General features: G+C 52.0%; 2 protein-coding genes. Both read right to left on the bottom strand.

What is annotated here, in order from left to right; all coding sequences use genetic code 11:
* Positions 1 to 116: 116 nt before the first annotated feature.
* Entirely contained in the window at positions 117 to 12,152 is a 12,036-nt protein-coding gene (locus QNM19_RS00695; RefSeq protein WP_049864683.1) for a non-ribosomal peptide synthetase, read from the bottom strand.
* Positions 12,152 to 22,063: a non-ribosomal peptide synthetase gene (locus tag QNM19_RS00690; protein WP_284026172.1), complete on the bottom strand. Its 9,912-nt coding sequence runs from the start codon at positions 22,061 to 22,063 to the stop codon at positions 12,152 to 12,154. The genes QNM19_RS00695 and QNM19_RS00690 overlap by 1 nt, the downstream gene beginning before the upstream one ends.
* Position 22,064: the final 1 nt, after the last annotated feature.

Raw genomic sequence — 22,064 nt, 5'->3', positions numbered from 1 at the left:
CTTCTCGTTAGGTATCAAATAAAATTTACATCGCAATTTTGACATTTATTGTTTGTTTTTTACGCACAACCAACATCAAATTAAAACAATTTAAAAACACTTTGCTAAACAATAGACTACAAAATGTAGTAACTCTCTATTATTTCTATAATCCTATCGACTTGCTGATACTGCAAAATCGACAAGTGAGTGCCCTCAACTTCGTGGACATTCACATTGACATACAAGGTTTGCCAGCCCATATCAGTTGAGAGCCTTCGGCCTTCAAACTCCCGGGTTTGACTGGCTTTGATCACGGTCAATGGACAACTCAGCTGTGACTCCAGGTGCATTTCAGCCAGTAGCTGACCGCGAAACACGGCCTGAAGGCGCGATAACTGCTCAGCTGTAAAGTGGTAGCCTGATTGGGCCATGGCTTCTACCAGGCTTGTGGTTTGCTCTGCAAGCGTCTCAGCTCTGAGCGCCTTGAGCTGCTGGGCATTCAAACCCAGTGCAAAGAAGTCGTTGAGATTCTCCAGCATCAATTGATCTGCCTCAGCGGCAGAAATCGACACTGAGCTATGCGTTGGTTTAGGCGTATCAAGTATGGTTATTGACGACACAGATACACGCTGCGTCTCTCCTTCAGGCAGGGAGGTCTTTTGCAACTGCTGCGCCATTGCCAGAGCAATGAAGCTGCCAAATGAGTGACCAATGAGATGCACAGAGCCTACCTGTGCTTGTCTGAGTGCAGACAAGTAATGCTGCGCCGTTGCATCAACCGACCCAACGACATCCGGATCATGTGCAATCAGATCCGGCTGCAGACCATAAACAGGGATCTGTTTATCTAGCCCCTGTACCAATGCCTGAAAGGCCATGAGCAGACCACCAGCACCGGCTATCAACACCACAGGCGTAACACCCGGACTGCCAGTTTGCAGGCATAACAGGCTCTGAAGCTCCACAGGGTGTTGCTGACTGGCTTGCTGGAAATCACTTAAAGCCTGAGCCAGCGAATCAACACGGGTATGTTGCAGCAACAAAGCGATGGGCACCTGGGCTTTGAGTACATCACACAACTCAGTATGCAATCGCATGAGCAATAACGAATGGCCACCCAGTGCAAAAAAGTCATCACTGAGCCCCACCTGCGGACACTGCAACAATTTGCCAAGATAGTCACACAAGTGACGCTCCAGGGGCGTGGTTGGAGCAACATACTGTTCAGGCTCGGCCAACATTAGCGTGTCAGCTTCACTGGCAAGTACTTTCCTGTCGAGCTTGCCGCTGTGGTTATGGGGTAGCTGTGCGCGGACGATTACCCACTGTGGCACCATATAAGCGGGCAAGTGCTCAGCCAGTGCCGCTTTAAGTTCGGAAACATCAGGCTCAAACGCTGACTCCACAAAGGCAACCAGCTGCTCGCCATTGTTCTGATCTCGTTTCACAACCACAACGCTAGCAGACACCGCCTGCTGTGCTAACAAGGCCCGTTCAATCTCGCCCAGCTCAATGCGATAACCGCGGATTTTCACCTGCTCGTCCAAACGTCCTAAAAAGTGTAACGCCCCGTCAATCACGCGCACCTTATCACCGGTTTTATAACAGCGCGTTTGAGTGTGGGGGTTGAGCACAAAGGCTTTATCCGTTTTCACTTTATCGCCCAAGTAGCCAAGTGCCAGCGCCTCGCCACTGACATACAGCTCTCCGGCAACGTAATCTGGCAAGGCTCTGAGCTCACTGTCCAGCACATGTGCCTCGAGGCCAGCCAGTGGTTGGCCAATTGGCACGGATTCGCCCTGATAACACGTCACGTCCTGAAGCGTGGCAGAAATGGTGGTTTCGGTCGGCCCGTAGGCATTGATAACTCGGATAGCCGAGCCATAATGGGCCTGCCAGGCGCGCAGTGCCGTACTTTGCATTTGCTCACCGCCAACTGTGATGATCCGCATGCGAGAACCAAAATCGACGGGACTGACCGCCAGTTGCTGCCAGTAAGCCGTTGGCAAGCTCATCAGGCTTAACTCGGCGTTCCGCGCAAGCGTAGCCAGCGCCTGACTATCAAGCAACTGTTCCTGCTCAGCCATGACAAGAGTTGCGCCACTGAGTAAAGTACAAAACACTTCTTCTGCAAAAACATCGAAACTACAGCTGGCAAATTGCAGATAGTTGTCGCCCGGTGTAATGGCATAATTGCTTTGCAGACACGCCACATAATTAAGCACACTGCGATGTGAAACTTGCACCCCTTTTGGCTCACCCGTAGTGCCTGAGGTGTAAATCACGTAACAAGGAGAAGTGCTGTCGCACGTGCGCTGCACACAATCACCCGATTCAGCTGAGATATCAGCCTCACAGGCTGCCAAATCAACGAGCGGACAAGTAGGCATATCTCCGAGCCAGTCTTGTTCTGTGCTGATCAACACGGCGGCTTCTGCATTGGAAAGCATATATTGACGCCTTTGTTCAGGCAGTGCTGGTGCAACCGGCAAATAGGATGCACCCAGTTTAAGCGCTGCCAAAATCGTAATGATCAACTGTGGCCCCGGCTGCAAACAAACCGCAATCACGGCCTGCTCGGCGGGCAGCAAATACCGAGACATCAGGTAATTTGCCAGTCGCCCGGCGGCCTCATCCAGCTCACCGTAGGTCAGTGTCCGAACAGGAAGCGCTGTGCCCTGCTGATAGAAGCGAATAGCGGTGCTTTGCTTGTGGCTGGCCGCAACCTGCCCAAACGCTTGCTGTACGGTCTGATGATGAACGGCCTGCCTGCTCGCACCGGGTAGCTCAAAATGCGACAGCTGGGCAGTTTGATCTGGCCTCACCAGCGGCAACTGCGCCAGCGTACTATCCGGTGCCTCCATAAAGGCAGTCAGTAAATCCGCTATCAGACAAAGACTCTGGCGCGCCTGTTGCGCGGTTAACATCGCGTCGCGATAACACAGCGTTAGCGACAGTTGATTCGCAACACCAACCGCAAGCGTAATTGGATAATGCGTCTGATCCCGCTCAGAGCATATCGTCACTTTAAACGGCGCGGCGTTTTCAGCCAGCGGATCGCTGGGGTAATTTTCAAACACATAGAGCGCATCAAACAAATCACTGCTGTTATCAATCTGGCTCCATTGCTGGATCTGTGACAGTGGCGTATGTGCATGTTGCGCCAGTGATGCCTGCAACTCTCTGATCTGCGCTAGATAGTCATTGACCGACAGTTGCCCTGGGGTATTAATCAACACTGGCTGAGTATTGATGTACAAGCCGACCCGCTCCCCAACTCGAGGCAGGGACTCGGGACGTCCGGAAACAGTCTGACCGAACAGCACGTAGTCACTCTGGCAACAAGTACGCAACCAATAGGCCCAGGCTCCCTGAACCACCTGATTAAGCGTCAGTCCACGTTGCTTTGCAAACGCGCTGAGCTGAGCGGTAAAGTCCGTACTCAATGTTTCTGTCAGCTCACTGACGCGGTGATTTTTTCCATCTCTGATGGCCAGATGCTCTGTCACCAGCGTTGGCGTATCGATCTGTGCAAGTTGCTGTTGCCAGAACGCTTGCTCTACATGCACATCCCGGTTTTCAAGATATTCAACATAGTCGCGGAACGGATCCATGACGGATTTCACCATCCGGGTTTGCACCCTCGCACGATAGTGCTCAACCAGCTCAGCAAACAGCACGGGCAAGGACCAGCCATCCATGATCATATGATGATAGGTCCAGACAAATCCGTGACACTGCTCGCCAAACGGCACCAGCCTCAGGCGCATGCAAGGTGCGCCTTGTAAATCGATGGGATCTCGATATTCCTGCGCAGCCACCTGCGTAAGGCAGGATTCCACTGTGTTATCATAAGGCTGCGGCTCATCAATTTGCAAAGGCACTGAGCACTGCTCAAATACCACCTGAACAGGCTGATGAGGGGTGACAAAAAAGGCCGTACGCAGAATTGAATGACTGGCTACCAGCTGCGCCCAGGCATAGGCGAAGGCCTCAGTATCTAAAGCCCCCTCCAGTAACATCACTGACTGTTCGAGATAGGCGCTGTTGTCAGCACCTTGTGCATGAAACCACATGCCTTGCTGCAAAGGCGTCATTGGATAGATATCGGCAACACTTTGCCCTGCTTTGTCCAGCAATTGATCCAGTTGCAGTCTGTCAAGCTGCGGCAACAGAGGAAAGTCACTGGGCGTGAAACAGTGCTCTGTCTGCGCGACACAATGCGCAAGTACTTCTTCAATGGCCTGCTCAAAACGCGTGCTCAGCTGCCTGGCATCTTGTTCAGAATAATAATCAGATGCGCACTCCAGCGTCACTGACAAGCAGCCGCCCGTCACCGCCGCGGTAATTTGTAATGCCCCAAACACGTTATCCTGCTCGTTGCGAAGCAAGCCTGTGTGCTCAGTAGCGTCACCAAGCAAGCCATTGTGCTGTAAGACCGTATCAAGCTGCCCCAGATAGTTAAAAAAGACCTGTTCACGGGTAGTTATATTCAATGTTCCCCTGATCTGAGGATCCGGGTGGGCATGGCACAAAGCGCCAAACTCGCTGCCATTGCGGGCAGTCCAGGCTAGTTGCTCTTTGACTGCACAGATAACCCCAGTCAGTGTCGACTCCGATGTGGCACTACCACAGGTTAAACGCAGCGGGAATAAAGCGGTTAGCCAGCCAATGGTACGACTGGCATCCAGCGCACCTTGCAGCTGTGCGCGGCCATGGCTTTCGAGCATCACTACCTGCTCTGTACGCTGATAGTGACGTAACGCAAGCCACTGCCATGCACTGAGCAATAAGGTTTGGATATTACTTCTGTACGGCCGGTTTGCCTCATTCAGCAGCTGCTGCGTTTGAGACTGGCTGAACTGTATTTTATTGATGATGGCCGTTGTCAGCTGGCTGCCTGAAAAACTTGCGCCCAGCGGCCGTTGACGCCGGGAGACCGCTGCTGCGTCCTGCCATCTGGCAAGATATTGGGTTTCCTGTGCGCGGTCTTGAAGATAAAACGCAATGGCATCCAGCGAAGCACTTGCTGGCAGTAACTGCACAGCCTGCCCACTTTGAACCTGAGTGCAGGCCTGTTCAAGATCGGCCAGCAAAATACGCCAGGACACGCCATCAATGAGTAAGTGATGAGCAATCACCAGTAACCGATCAGCTTGCTCAGTGTCTGGTGTCGCGATATGGCACACGTGCAACAAAGGTGAACCGTCAAAGGTAAACCCCGACTGTGCCGGCGCACAGATCTCCGCCAGAGCATCCCGCCAGCAACTGTCTTTGGCGCTAAGGTCGTGAGCATGACACACAGCTGCGCTGTCGAGCTGCTCCAAGATGTGTAATTGTTCCCCCCCTCTGACAGACAGTCTGAGCGCATCATGGCACTGTATCAGGCCCTGCACGGCATCGCACAAATGTGCATAAGAAACGGACTTATCAATGCTCAGCATGACCGCCTGGTTCCAGTGCTCGGGCACTGCAAAAGCCTGCTCGAAAAACCAGTGCTGGATTGGATGAGGGGTTAATTTTCCGACAAAATGCTGCTGTTCACATTCACACCCGGCTATACTAGTCTGCACTGTATTGGTGATAAAGTTTGCAGCCAGCGCTTGTGCTGTACTGTGCGTAAAAATATCAGCCACAGAAATGGCAATATCTGCTGCTCTGGCCCGGCTGGCAAGCTGAATGGCCAAAATGGAATCACCGCCACTGGCGAAAAAGTCATCCTGAGCTTGCAGGTCCGCTTTATTCAGCAATGACCGCATCAGCGTTAAAATCGGATTGTGTTCAACGTTTGCTGCGCTACTCGTCTCAACCGGTGTGATTTGTTCACCGCCAGTCTGCACAGCCAACTGCGCCAGTGCACGCTGATCAAGCTTGCCATGTGCAGTCAAAGGCAACGCGTGCAAAACCATAAAAGCACTTGGCACCATGTAATCTGGCAAACGAGCACACAGTGCAGCACGCCAAACTTCACCGGCGTCCTGCTCCGATTGCGCAGCCTCAGGCACCACAAATGCCGTCAACTGTTTATTACCAGGGTGCGTTTGCGTTATCAATACTGCGCACTCCGCAACACCAGCCTGCTCACGCAACTGGTGTTCAATTTCAGCCAGCTCAATGCGATAACCACGCAATTTAACCTGCGCATCATTACGCCCTATGTAGGCAATACGGCCATTATTGAGCCGCCGAACCAGGTCGCCACTGCGATAAACGCGCACATGTTCACCATTATCCAGTGTCAGTTCAGTGAACTTTTCATCGCTCAGTTCAGGCTTATTCAGATAGCCCTGGGCCAGCCCAGCGCCTGCAATATAGAGCTCTCCGACCATGCCGTCGGGCACGCTGCGACCGTGCTCATCAATAATGAAAATCGCACAATTGTCCACCGGCAGGCCAATATCCGGCTGCTGCTCACTGTTCCAGACAACTTCACCTGAGGTTGCCACTACAGAAGCCTCTGTTGGTCCATAGTTATTGATTAATTTAAAATTATGCTGACCACGGACCGGGCTCAGCCTGTCACCCCCGACTAACAAATACTTTAGCTTTGCCGGTGCAAAGACTGAGTCTGCCAGCATGACTTCTGCAATGGGCGTTGCCAGAAAACAATGGCTTACTCCCTCTTTGGTCAACAATGTTGACAATAAATGCGGGTCATTCAGTTGCGCGCTGCCGACAAACACCAGTTGTGCGCAGGCGTTAAGATAAGGCCAAATTTCCCAGGTAGCCGCATCAAAGGCGATATTGGCGGTCTGGCAGCCGACACTGTGTTGGTCCAGAGCAAAGGCGCGCTGATGCCAGTGACACAAGTTTGTTAGTCCACTATGCGGGATCATGACCCCCTTGGGCTGCCCTGTGGTACCTGAGGTATAAATCACATAGGCAAGCTGGCCAGCATCGATTGCTGGTAACGTCATTTGTGCATAAGTGGCACACTGCGCGTTCAGTTCAGGACTATCCAGCCATACCTGCTGGCAGTCCTGATAGGCCGCGAACTGACTGGTGAAGCGCTTTTGTGTCAACAACCATCGACTGCCACTATCGCTGACAATGTGCCTGATGCGTGCTTCGGGGTAATCCGGCGACACAGGCACATAGGCCCCACCGGCTTTGAGGGTCGCCAGCATCGCCACCACTAAATCGATACCGGCATCGCAACTGATCATTACCCTTTGTTGTGGCTTCAGACCCTGCCCAACCAGATACCTGGCCAAAGCGCTGGCCCGCGTATCAAGCTCACTGTAAGTGAGCATGCTATCCGCTGCGGGGTCCTTAATTGCGACTTTATCGGGTGTTTGATGGGCAAACTGGGCAAGTTGCTCAACCAGTGTAGTGTGTTCGGACACACTGTGCGACTGCCCGTTAATTGCCTGAAAGCGCTGAAGCGTCAAAGGCACATCGGCGATGGGAAGCTCAGCGTTATAGGCAAGTGCGTTAAGCATCACGTTAAACGCTTCGCTCATACCCGCAATACTGGCGGCATCAAACAAACCTGTGTTGTAACACCAGGTGAAACGCAGTCCGTCTTCGGTTTGTGTTGCACTCAGTTCGATATCAAATTTAGCTGCCACGGATACCGCTTGCTCCGGGCACACTTCTATATCAGCCAGGTGCAGCTGTGTGTCCAGCCGGGGATTAAGTGAAAAGCTCAGCTGAAAAACGCCCTGATGACTGAGGTCGCGTGCCACATTAAGCGCATCGAGGATCTGCTCGAAAGGCATTGCCTGATGGGCCTGAATGTCTATCATCAGCGCTTTTTGCTGGTTCAGCAGCTCACCGAAAGTCATGTGTGACGTAAAGTGCGTACGAATGGGCAAGGTGTTGATGAAAAACCCTACCAAAGGCTTTAACTGGCTGTGCTCCCGACCTGAAAATGGCGTACCAATTACCACATCGTCGCAACGACTGTATTTGCCCACAAATAATGCAAACGCAGTCTGCAACCAGGTAAACAGGGTGATATCACTGTTGCGGCACTGGGCTTCGATAGATTCCAACTGCGACTGTTCAAGATGTGCGATGTGCAACGCGCCATGCGTATCCGATGCATTGGTTCTGGCCCGATCCAGTGGTAACTGATGCAACGGCGGTGCATCTGCCAGGTGCGCTCGCCAAAAGTCTCTGTGTGCCTGCAAAGCTTCACCTTGCAGAGTCTCGCGCTGCCACTGTGCATACTCTGCGTATTGCAATGGCAAAGGTTGCGACAGCAGCTCAGGGAGCGACAATCCCTTGGCATAGTGTTGATAGAATGCCGCCAACTCGGAAGTTAAAATCTCCAAAGAGTGCGCATCAGCTGAGATATGATGTAAATTAACACGCAATTGATGCAAGCTATCACTGCATGACATCAGGGTCAGTCGCACCATCAGGTCCTGACTCAGGTCAAAGGTTTGCATGGCATCGTCGCGCTGCGCGCTAAGCCAACGTCGCTGCTGCGCCTCTGGTGCCAGAGCGCGTGCATCTATGTAGTGCAAAGGCAGTTCGAAGTCGGGATTAAGTACCTGCTGTGGTCTGCCCGCCTCATCGAGCAGTATTTTACTGCGCAGCACCTGATGGCGCTCAATGATAGCCAGCCAGGCTTGTTTAAATGCCGCCAGATTTAATGGGCCCTGGAGGGAGAAAGCCGCGGGCATATGATACTGCGCTGAGTCAGGAGTCATGTGTTCGACTGTCCACAGTCGCGACTGTGCAAAAGACAAGGGCAAAGGCTGAGTGGTCTGTGTACGTGGAATATCAAACGCAGATACACTCTGTGCTCCGGCTTGAGTGACCACTTTTGCCAACTCAGCAACACCCGGGTTCTGAAATACGTCTTTTAATGTGACAGGCAGACTATGGCGCTCCCTGAGCTGACTTACCAGCTGCGTGGCTAACAAAGAGTGTCCACCAAGACGAAAAAAGTGGTCATTCAGGCCGACCTGCTCCACCCCCAGTAAACTCGAAAAGCACGCGGCGATCGCATGTTCAGTATCTGTAGTTGGTGCAAGATACACTGCTTCTTGCTGCAAAACGTCCAGCGCCAGCAGCGCTTTTTTGTCAATTTTGCCATTGCTGGTCAGGGGTAAAGTGTCAACAACAACCACATTGGTGGGCAGCATAAAATCGGGTAAAGAGCTGCGCAAATACGCTTGCAGCTGAGTCAGCGGTTCCGTCAGCTCAACACCGGAGCACAGAACCACAAACGCGCTGATCCGTGCACCTTGCTGGTCATTGCGGTTAAGCAATACGCTAACAGCTTGCAGTTGCGGATGCTGGCGCAGCTGATTTTCAATCTCTCCCAGCTCAATGCGATAACCCCGCACTTTGACCTGATCGTCGGCCCGGCTGATGTATGTCAGCTCGCCATCTGGCAGAAAACGCACCAGATCGCCGGTTTTATACAGCTTTTTATCACTTGATGCGGCGAACGGATCAGGAATAAAGCGCTCGGCATTGAGCGTCTCTCTTTGCCAGTAACCCCTGCACACGCCTTCACCACCCACATACAACTCACCTACTGCGCCCATTGGCAGCAGCTGTTGATGATTGTCCAGGACATAACACGACGTGGTTGGAATAGCATGGCCGATATTACTCACCCCCAGCGCTAAATCCGCTTGGGTTAGTCGCTTAAAGGTCACATGCACTGTGGTTTCGGTGATCCCATACATGTTTATCAACTGGCAGGTGTCGAATCGGTTAGCCCAGGGCCTGAGCTTGCCCGGCTGCAAGGCTTCTCCCCCGAAAATCACATAGCGCACCTGACAGCGCGCTTGCTCAGCTTCTGGCAATGCACACATAGCTGATTGCAGAACATAAAACGCACCGGGGGTCTGATTGAGGATTGTCACTTTCTCGTTCAGTAAACACAGGGCAAAGGCCTGAGTATCTTGGCTCACAGCCTTGCTAACCACCACCAACTTTGCGCCAAACAGTAGGGCGCCATACATTTCCCAAACCGAAAAGTCGAAGCAAAATGAATGGAACAAGGTCCAGACATCCTGCTCATTAAAATCAAATAAAGCCGGCTCTGCGTGTAATAAGCGCACAACGTGGCGGTGTTCTATCTGCACCCCTTTAGGGCGACCAGTGGTACCTGAGGTATAGATCATATAAGCCAGGTGATGTGGCTCGATTTCCAGCGCTAAATTATCACTAATGGCAACGCCATCGTAGAGGGTTTCATCGTCAATATTGATGAGCTGCTCTGCGCAGGTCGCAAAACGTGCCTGAGTATAGTTGTCACAAATCAACCAACGACTACCAACATCATCTATGATGTACTCAATGCGGTCCCTGGGGTAATCCGGGTCGATGGGCACATAAGCCGCCCCGGCTTTTAAAATCGCCAGTAAAGTCACCACTATATTCACAGAGCGCGTGACACTGACGGGCAACATGGCTTGAGGTGTGACACCACGCTTCACCAGCACTCTGGCAAGCCGATTTGCCCGAATGTTCAGCGCCTGATAGCTCAAACGCTCCAGCTCATCAACCACGGCGATCCGTTGACCAAAACGCTCAACTTGCGCTTCGAACAGGCTTACCAACGTCTGGCTGTTATCCCAATGCGTGTCTGAGTATTGAGCATGTGCCAGAATTGCCTGAGTTTGCAGCTCGCTGAGTAACGCAACATGGCCAACCTGCGTGTGCGGCGCGTCAACCAGCTGCTGCAGCATAACCGCGAAACTCTCAGCCCAGTGAGCTATGGTGTCGCTGCGATACAGGTCGCTGTCGTACTTCCAGCTAAGCGTCAGAGAATGGGTTTCAATGTCCAAAGTGGCACTGAGCTCCAGATCGCATTTAATGTCGATTTCGTCACTGCTGGCTGTTTGCTCTGCCACCCTTAAACCAGGCAGATCCAGGGTATGTGCCGATGTGTTTTGTTCAAGCGTAAACAAAATCTGTACCAGCGGATGGTGACTCATGTCACGCTCGCACTTTAGCGCCTCAACGACTTTATCGAACGGCACCTCCCGATGTTCAAATACCGCCAGGATTTGTTCTTTTTGTTGCTGCAACCAGTCGTTAAAGCGCATTGTCTCGGTGACTTTGGCCGGGATCACCAGCGTATTGACAAACAGGCCAATCAAAGGCGCTAGTTCAGGGTGGTCACGCCCCAGCACGGGCGTACCAACAACCACCTGCTCATTTTGCGTTATCCGCCCAACAAACAGCATAAAACTACTGAGCAGCCACATAAATGGCGTAACCGATTGACTGGCACACTGAGCCTGAATCCCCTCAATCAAGGATGGGCTCAGGGTCTGGCGATAAACCCGGCCACAGTGTGTTTGTACCGCCGGGCGAACGAAGTCACCGGGCAGAGATTGGATCGGATCCAACTCTGCCAGCGCTTGTTGCCAAAACGAGAGCTTATCTGCCAGATACTCGGGTGTCAGGGTATGTTGCTGCCAGCTTGCATAATCCCCATACTGTATCTTCAGAGGTGCTAGCTGTGGCGCTATATCCTCGTGTAACGCTGCACGATAAAGCGCTTCTAATTCTGTAACCAACACCTGCATCGACGCGCCGTCGGATACAATATGGTGCATATTGAACGCAAGATAGTGAGTTTGCTGATCAGATATCACTAAGGCTCGTAATAGTACATCGTGCTTTAAATCAAATGGCTGAGCCAGAAACTCAGTCAGCTGGGTGTGGATTGTCTGCACCCGCTCTGCCTCCGGCCAGGCACTGGCGTCGCGCCACTCAAACGGCGTTTCAAATGCCTCAGCCACGTGCACAACAACGCCCTGCTCACCTTGACTGTCGGCGATAAAATGACTGCGTAAAGCATCATGACGAATGATAAGGGCGTTGATGCTGTCCTTCAGCGCGTTGATGTCCAGGTGGCCGGTAAGAACAAATTCAGCGGGCATGTAGTACTGACTGCTGCCCTGTAACTGCTCGATAAACCACAGCCCCTGCTGCGCATAACTGGCAGGTAAAGGCCGTGAGCGATCGGCTTTTGCTATCGTGGAGTGCCCACTAGATACCCGCACCTCATCTTGCTGCTGTTGAAAATAGGCAATGATCTCAGCTTTATTCGCCACTATGCGCTGTTTGAGCTCGTCCGGAAACGCGCCTTGTTGCTTAAACGCCAGTGCACCGTTTTTTTCATACAAAGTGATGCCTGCACGCAGTGCATCTGCGATTAACTGCTCAATTACTATCAACTGTTCCGTCATTACAAAAACATCTCTTCTGAAGTGTCGTTTTCGTTATCATCCTGTGCCTGCTGTGCCATGGCCTGTTGGATTTCAACCCATTGAGCCAGTGCAGCCACGGTTGGCCGCTCAAACAGCGTTCTGACTGACATGCCGACACCCAGTCGCTCTTCAATCAGTCCGATGCATTGCGTCGCCAGCAGTGAATGACCGCCCAGGCTAAAGAAGTTGTCTTCAACACTGATTGAAGTACGCTTCAGCACTGATGCCAGAATATCCGCCAAAGCTTCCTCTACCTCATTACGCGGTGCGATGAGTTGGGCCACCGAGTCACATTGTGCTCCCAGCGCATGAAGTGCCCGCGCGTCTACCTTGCCGTTGGCTGTAAGCGGGATTGCATCGATCAGTACATAACGGTAGGGCACCATATAAGCGGGTAGCGATTCACTCAGTCGCGCTGACAGTTCGGTGGCAATACCGGCACTCACCCGCTCAGCCGGTTCAGGTCGTCCCAGCTCCTCATCTGGCTTTGCAATCAGGTAGGCCTCCAGGTTATCTGCGGATTCATTCAACACCACCACCGCCTGCTCAATGCGCGGGTCTTGCTGCAATTGCTGAGCAATTTCCTGGGGCTCGATGCGATAACCTCGGAGTTTCAGTTGCGCATCAAGGCGATGACAAAACAGCAGTGCGCCCGGCGTGCCATCATCATTAACAGACCAACGCACCAGATCGCCACTGCGATAGAAGCGCTGCTCACTTTGCTGCACGCCAACGGGTAGCCAGACAAACTTTTCATCACTCAGGTCACGACGATTCAGATAGCCCTGAGCCAGGTTATTCCCCCCAATATACAGCTCCCCCATGACCCCAGCCGGGACCGGTTGCATCTGTTCATCCAACACCAGCAAATGCGTATTGGCGATGGGCTGACCGATAGGAACCTGGGCCATCGATTGTGCCGCCAGACGGTCAATTTCCTGTTTATCGCACAGGTAAGTGCTGGTGCCCACGGTGGCTTCAGTTGGACCGTATTCGTTAATCCAGCAGACATTTGGCAAGCGTTCACTGAGTTCGGCCAACAGCGCAACGGGTAACGCCTCACCACCCACAACCACCTTATGTGTAGCGTTAAAGCAGCGTTCCTCTGACAAACCACACTGTTTTAGTACTGCAACAACCCCTTGCAAATGTGCCGGTGTTACTTTAAAGACCCCGGCAATATTGCCGCACAGGCGATTCGCCAGCTCTTTTAGCATTCGCTCGTCATCAGCCAGCATATCTATGCTTATTCCCCTCAATAACGCAGGCCAGATAGCGGTTACAGTGGCATCAAACGCCAAGGGTGTACTAACGACGCTAAAACTGGGCTGCTCGTCGAAGTACGCACAACAAGCATGGTCAAGGTAAAGCGCCAGATTGCCATGCGTTATCGCTACGCCTTTGGGCTGGCCTGTGGTGCCCGAGGTATAAATCACATAGGCCAGATCTGAGGGGTCACTGCTGACAAAACGCTCAAGCAGCTGCCTCGGTTGCCAGCTCTCTGGATTATCCATAACCAGCACTGAGAGCGGCGGTTGCTGCACAGCATCAATAACAGGCTCTAACTGTGACAGGAGTTTGTTGTTGGTCAACAACCAGCTTGCACCACTGTCTCGCACAATAAACTGACAGCGCGACGCAGGCAGTGTCGGATCAATCGGTACATAGGCGGCTCGCACTTTAAAGGCAGCTAGCATAGCAACCAGTTGGTCACACCCAGCTCCGAGACACAGGGCAATGCGTGCTCCCGGCTTAACGCCCTGCTCCAGCAAGTAACTGGCCAGGGTGTTGGCTTTTTGCTCTAACGCCAGATAACTGAGCATGCATGCATCCGCATCACGCACGGCCAGCTGGTTTGCGGCACTTTGTACCCGGGCAGTAACCTGACTGTGAATACACTGTGTTGATATGGCCGTCTCTGCGCCTTTGATGCTCACCAGTTGCTGCTGACGAGACGGACTCAACAAGGCTAAGCCTTCTACCTTGTGCTCGGGAGATTTAAGAATGGCACTGATCAACACCTCAAAAGAGTCAGCCAGTGTTGCGATTGTCGCCCCTTTAAACAACGCTGAGCTAAAGTTCCATTCCAGCTCAATGCCATCGCCCTTTTCAATTGCGTTGACCTCCAGGTCAAACTTCATCATGGGTTTACTCGGCGCTTCGACTTCAATGTGCAACTGTGGCAGCACCAAATCAGTGGTTTCGTTGTTTTGCAGTGCAAATAAAATCTGGAAAATGGGCTGATGCCCCAGGTTACGTTCAGGCTTCAGTGCTTCCACCAACTGCTCAAAAGGCAACGCCTGATGCTTAAACGCATCCAGGATCACCTGTTTTTGCTGCTCCAGTAACTGATTAAAGCTTTGCCCCGACTGGGTGCGCGTGCGGATCACCAGCGTATTGACGAAAAAGCCGATCAAATTAGCCACTTCATTGTGTTCACGACCCGCAACGGGTGAGCCAATCACCACATCGTCTGTCTGGCTGTAACGCTGTACCAACAATGAAAATACAGTATGTAGCCACATGAACAAGGTCACACCTTGTGCTTTACAATGTTCATGAATGGCTCGGGTGAGTGCGGCACTCAGACGTTGTGTGTGTCGCAAACCACTCAGCTGAGCCATGGCAGGACGCGGATAATCAAGTGGCAATTGGTGCAGCGGAGGATGGCCTTCTAAGGTTGTCTGCCAGTGCTGTAAATCTGCCTGATTGGCCTCTTTCGCCCAAATGTTGCGCTGCCAGTGTGCAAAGTCGCCATATTGCACAGCCAATGGCTGAGTCAGCTCAGCCGGTAACTGATAGCCGGACTCTTGGGCAAAATGGCGATAGAATGCGATGAACTCTCGCACCAGAATAGCCATCGACCAGCCGTCGCTGGCAATATGATGCATATTGAAGTGCACCCGATAATCGTCTTTGGCAAACTCAACCAACAGTACCCGCACCAGCAGATCCTGAGTCAGGTCAAATCGCGCAGTCGCGTTGTCATGTGCTCCCTGCTGCCAGCGCTGTTGCCGGGCACGTTCACTCATTTTCGTCAGATCTAGCTGAGTTAATGGCAACTCGAATTGATCACGCACCTGCTGAACAGGTTCAACTGCCCCCGCCGCTTTAACTATATGCGACCTCAGCACCTCATGACGTGAGATTAGCGCCTTCAGCGCTTCACTGAAAGCGGCCTTATCGAGCGTGCCACTGAATTTAAATCCGGCTGGCATATGGTATTGCGTGCTCGACTCATGAAGCTGTTCAATCAACCACAGCCGCTGCTGAGCAAACGATAACGGCAATGCCTGTTCCCGTGATACAGGCTGAATAGCATGCATAGCTGCGATAGGCTCACAATGCTCCAGTGCCTGCGCCAATGACGCTATGGTCGGTGTTTTAAACAGCTGAGGTAACGTCACCTCAAGGTGTTTTTGTTGACGAATTTGACTGATCAGCTTGATGGCCAGTAAGGAATGACCACCGAGGTCAAAAAAGCTGTCGTGCAGATCGATATGCTCTGTCAGCAATGTGTCGCGATAGAGCTGATACAAATAAGATTGCATGGCTGTCAGCGCTGCCAGATCTATACTTCTGCTGGCTCTGCCTTCTCCTTGTTGCGCCAGGGCTTTTAGGGCTTTGCTATCTACTTTGCCATTGGCGGTAAGCGGGATAGCCTCAACGCGATTGAACTGTCCGGGGATCATATACGGCGGCAGATATTGCGCCAGATGATTACGCAAATGGCTGTCCGGTGGAACATTGCCGTTAAGGTAGAGGAGGTGGGCCTGCAACAACTGCTGCCCTTCATCGACGGTCACCGCACAGTCACGAACACCATCCAGTTCGCGTAGATAATGACAAATCGCATTAAGGTCGATGCGATAACCGCGCAGTTTAATTTGCTCATCGGTACGCCCACAGTATCTTAAATAACTCAGCCTGCCCTGCTCATCGCTTTGCCACTGTACCAAATCCCCACTGCGGTAGAAGCGCATTGGCGGCTGTTCAGCCACACTCAAAGTAACAAACTTGGTTTGATTCAGCTCGTCCAGATTGACGTAACCCGGGCTGACTACTGCCCCTCCAATCAATAACTCACCTGGTGTATTAGCAGGCACCGGCTGATCACACTGGTCAACGACCAGCATTGCAACACCGGGGTTGGGCAGACCGATAGGTACATCCGGATAACGCAGTGCGGCCTGCAGATTCAGATCCGGGGTCAGCGAAAAAACGCTACAACCTACGGTTGCCTCAGTCGGACCATATTCGTTAACCCAGGTACATGCAGGCAACTTAGCGCGCAGCGCAATCAATAAATCGCTATCCAATGCCTCGCCCCCAATCACTAAAGTATGGGGTGCGCTGTTGCTGCCCAGTTCATCCATCAACGCCTGTACAGCCCGCAAATGTGCCGGTGTCAGTTTGAATAAACGCGGTCGGATGGCATTGAACAGGAGCTCAGTAATGGCTGCGAGCTGATGAGGGCCCTGAGTCACGATCTCAACTTCTCCGCCACACAGCAAGGGAGGGACCAGCGCGGTGATCGTGGCGTCAAATGCCAAAGGTGTGCTTACCACCGCAAGCGGTAAGGTCGCGTCGGCATCAAGATACGTATCCATGGCATGAGATAAGTAAACATTCAGATTGCCATGGCTGATCATCACCCCTTTTGGCCGCCCGGTAGAACCCGACGTATAAATGATGTAACACAAGCGCTGGGCATCTGAGACCTGTGATTCCCCTAACTCCTCCATGCCAGGAACAGACACTGGGTAACCGGCAAAATTTGACTCAACGTCAAATAAATCGTCCAGAAACAGAAAGTCGGTGCCGCTGTCGATGAGTTTTTCGGTATCTTCGCTGAGTGCCAAAATCATCACGATATCGGCATCCTCTACGATATACGATAGGGACTTCTCTGGTGTATCGTAATGCAAAGGCACATAGACGTGGCGTGTTTTAAGAATAGCCAGCACCGCAATAACCATGGCAGGGCCTGACGGGAGTAATAAAGCAATCCGGCTTTGCTCGTCAAATCCCATTTCAAGCAGACAGTGCGCCAGCTGATTGGCACGCTGCTCCACTTCCAGGTAACTGTATGATTCACCATTACATCGCAGCGCAATGCTATGAGGCTGGATCTCAGCAATCGCGCTGAAGTGATGATGCCAGCCAATATCACTGCTGTCTTGTTCATTCTGGGGGGCGCTATAGGCCAGTATTTGTGTTAGCTGCTCTGAGTCTATCAAGCTCAGCTCGCTCACACGGCGCTGCGGTGTTTCCAGGCAGGCGCTCAGCAACTGAGTGTACTGACGGGCGAAAGATTCAATGCTGTGCTCCTGCCATAAGGCACTATCGTAGAGCCATTCAACCTGCAAGGTATCGCCACAATCAATCACTGACACTTCCAGATCCAATTTAGCGCTGCGCACGCCGGTGTCATTCACGGTGACATCCAGGCCTTCCAGTTGCAGTGCTTCATTGATCTGGTTGTTGACCCGAAAGACCACCTGAATCAACGGATGAATGCCCAAACTCCGCTCGTTGTTGAGCGCTTCAACCAGTGTATCAAATGGAATATGCTGATGAGTCATCGCACTTTGCAGTGTCTCATTGCTTGTTGTTAACACATCACTGAACGTCATATCAGGCTCTATGCGGTGACGCAGCACCAGCGTATTGATGAAGTTGCCAATAACAGGCTCGAGCTCGCTGAACTCGCGCCCGGCAACCGGCGTACCCAACGCCACGTCTGATTGACCCGACAGGCGGTTCATCCATAACGCAAAGGCACTCTCCAGCACACCAAACAAGGTTTGTCCGCTTGTCGCGACAAACCGGCGCAGTACCCGGGTTAACTCAGCTGGAAGCTCGTAACAGTATAACGCACCACCACTAATCACTCGGTTTTCCCGGGCGTTATCCTGAGGTAATTCATGCACCCGGGGCAAGTCGGCCAACTGACTTTGCCAGTACGCCAAACTCGTTTGCCACTGAGGCTGAGTGGCCATGTTGCGTTGCCAGTGCACATAGTCAATGTAACTGTGCGTGAGCTTTGGCAACCCTGTTTGAGTGCCCTCACAGGCCTGGCGATAAGCGGTTTCCAGTGCGCGGCACAACACCCCGATTGACCAGCCATCCGAAACGATATGGTGCATAGTCACAATAAGCACATACAGTTGTGCATCAAGTTGCAGCAGCTGGCCTCGTAATAGCAGCTCCTGCTTCAGATCGAACCCGGTATGATAATCCTCAGCCAACAGCTGACGCAGAGTGTCTGCCTGCCGTTCATCATCAAAGCCACTTAAATCCCGTTGCTGTAACACAAAGTTCAGGGTGTCATTGAAAGACTGGACCGCTTCGCCCTGCTCGTTTTGGTCATAATTAAATCTTAGAATGGCGTGCTGCTGAACCACCTGTTCAAAGGCCAGAGACAAGGCCGCGATATTCAACGCACCTTTAATCGTGAAAGCGCCCTGTAAATTATACTGTTTGCTGTGGCCCTGCATCTGATCAACAAACCAAATTCTCTGCTGTGCAAAAGACAGTGGATGCGCACCAGATTGGTCGACCGTCACTAAGTTGTGACCTACGTGAATGTCCTGTTCGAGCAGACAACGTTCAAGTTTAGCCACCGTGGGGTTGGCAAAAATGGCTTGCAATGACAATACTCGCTCAAATCTGGTGCGAATGTGATTAGCAAGGCGCATCGCCAATAAAGAATGGCCACCGATAGCAAAAAAGTCATCGTCAGCCGACACCTGTGTAACACCAGTCAGGTCACTGAATAAAGTGGCCAGCTGTTGCTGTAACTCTGTTTTTGGTGGCGTATAATTGCGCCCGTCGCTGAGCGATAAGGCCGCCAGTTGTTTACGGTCGACCTTGCCATTACCGAGCACAGGCAATTTTTCCAGTGCTTTGAAATGGCTGGGGATCATAGCCTGGGGTAAGCGCACACTGAGTGCATCTCGTAACACCTCAGAGGTAATCACTTCTCCCTCTCGGGCTGCGACGTAATAAGCCACTAAGGTATCAATACCAGCCTGTTTGCGGGCTATTACAACCGCACTTTTAACTTGCGGCAGGGCCGTCAGTTTTGCCTCAATTTCACTGATATCAACGCGGTAGCCACGGATCTTGGGTTGGTTATCTAGTCGGCCCAGGTATTCCAGCTCACCCCGATGAGTTAACCTAACTCTGTCACCTGAGCGATAAAAGCGCGCTGGTTTTCCGCTTTGCGTTTCGCAATGAACAAAGTAACGATCTGTCAGTTGTGGTGCACGAAGATAGCCATCGGCCAGGGACGAACCACCGATGTATAGCTCTCCCGGCATACCCAATGGCACTGGCTGAGCCTGTTCATCCAATACCAATACCCGGGTATGTGCCAGCGGCTTACCAATGGGGTAATGTTCAGTGTTGGCATGTCTCTGAGCAGTAACGGTATGCGTTGTCACCCCAATACAGGTTTCACTGGGACCATAGTGATTGACGATATGTGCTGCCGGATAATGCTCCTGAAGCTCGCTCACCAGGGCCACATCCAGTGCTTCACCACCGAGTATCCACTGCTCTATCGCCGGCTGGCTTTCACCCATAGCTGCAATTTGAGGTAATAACTCACGAGCAAATGACGGCGTTATTTTTAGCAAATTGACCTGCTGTACCGTAAGCATCTCTACCAACTGCTGCGGTTCTGGGAGTGTGCGGTTTCCGGGCATAACGACTGTGCCACCCTGCGCAAGCACCGGGTAGATACCAGTCAGGCACAGATCGGTCGCGAGTCCAGTGACAATGCCTGAGCGAGTATGCGACGAAAACTCGATACGATGCGTAATCGAGTCACAATAACTGGCCAGCGCACCATGGTTCATAGCCACACCTTTTGGTTTGCCCGTCGACCCGGAGGTGAAAATCACATAAGCCAGGTCCTGTTCATCGCGCCTCAGCGCAACTTCTGACTCTTCTGATAATGTGCTATTGCGTTTTAACAGCTGATGGTAATCCCAGGCGACAATTTCGCGCTCATTCAGTGCTGCCTGCACCTGCTCTGTCATCGTTTCAGCATCACACACCAGTAGTGTACGACAGCCAGCCTGCACCATAATTTCAATGATCCGCAGCACAGGGGTATCCTGCTCTATGGGCAAATAAGCGGCCCCGGCGCGCATCACGCCTATCAGCGCAACCAGGCTGTGAACCTGGCGATTGACCAGTACGGCAACAATTTCTTCACCCTGTGCAACGTCATTGAGCGCACCAGCCAGATTGGCGCTTTGTTCACCAAGTTCAGCATAGCTCACCGAGTGAGATGGATTGTCAGCATCCACAATTGCCATGTGTTTCGAAGCCGCCTGAGCGTGTGCCAGGATCTGAGGTAACACCAAAGGCGCTGGTGTCGTGTCAGTCGCCTTGTTCAGTTGTTGTCGCACAGCTTCCACTGACGGTAATTTAACCCCGGCAAGTGACTGAGCCAGCTCATCATTTAACGTGCGCAGTAACGCCTCGAAATCACAGGCAACCTGAGCAATCAACTCGGATGAAAACAAGCCAACATTATATTCAAGTTCAGCAAGCATGCCGTTGTCATGCGTCGCCAAATTTAAGGTCAGGTCAAATTTGGCTGTATGGTTATTCAGCGTGAACAGCTGCGCTTCCAGTGCGCCGGAGCGCAATGGCGTGGGTGGCAGCGCATCATAGTTAAACAGCACACTAAACAACTGAGAGGTATCCGCCAGCCTGACAAGTGCGTCCTGAGAGACACTTTGATTTTCCAGCGCCTGTGTCACCTTTAACTGTGTGCTACGCGCCAGCTCGTTAAACAGCATATCGCCATCCAGCTGTTGACGCAGTGGCAGTGTATGGATAAAACAGCCGATCATGGACTCAAACTCACTCTGCTCTCGACCCAGTACGGGGACTCCAACCGTGATGTCCTGTTGCTGGCTGTAGCGATAGAGCAACACATAAAACACACTCAATAGCGCAGAAAATGGGGTGACGCCCAGCTGCTGACAGCTGTATTCAAAACGCTGACACAATGCCTCGTTCAATGTAAATTGATGGCTTGCACCGCGAAACGAGGTCTCAGCCTGCCTGATAAAGCTGGTGGGCATTGAAAAAGGCGAAAAGTCTGTAAGCTGTTGTTGCCAATAGGTATGCTGCTGCAGGTAATCATCCGACTGTAAAAAGCGCTTTTCCCAATGTACATAGTCCAGATATTGTAGCGGTGCCGTCTGTGGCCCCTCCTTTGACTGCAATATATCCAGCAATTCATTCACCAGTAACTGAACCGACCAACCATCGGCTACCAGATGATGCAGCATCAGATAGACCCACTGCCCCTGATTTTCATCCGCTGTGCTAATCAAAGTAGCGCGTATTGGTAACGCTTTTTGCAGATCAAATCCTTGCTGCAATACAGGTTGTAACTCGGTTTCAATCTGTCCCCGGCTCACAGGCTCAGACACAAACAACTGGGTTAAGGTCAATGACAACTCAGTATTCACGCGCTGGCACCCGCCTTGGTCTGTGGCGAAAAATTGGCTACGTAAAATATCATGACGGGCCAGCAAGGTATTCAGGGCGGCTTCAAGCTGCGCTTTACCGACAGGCTGTGATAGCCAGAGTAGTCCAGACATAGTGTAAGCAACATCGCCGCCATGATACTGGTCAATAAGCCAGATCCCCTGCTGGGAGGCGGATAGCATTCCCTGCTTCTGATGGTGCGCCTGCATATAGTCAATCAGCGCCGGCTTGTGCGCTTTAATTTTATTGAGCTGTGCAGCAGGCACAGTTGCAAGGTGAGTACGCAGTTTCAGGCGACCCTCTTGCAGATAAACATAAATACCCTGACCATCCAGTTCGGCCAATAACGCTTCTATCGCTGAATTTTCCATA

Origin of the sequence: Pseudoalteromonas ardens (assembly GCF_030125445.1) — a bacterium.
Classification (GTDB): domain Bacteria; phylum Pseudomonadota; class Gammaproteobacteria; order Enterobacterales; family Alteromonadaceae; genus Pseudoalteromonas; species Pseudoalteromonas ardens.
The sequence above is the reverse complement of the archived record's forward strand: the minus strand, read 5'-3'. Positions and strand labels throughout refer to the sequence as shown.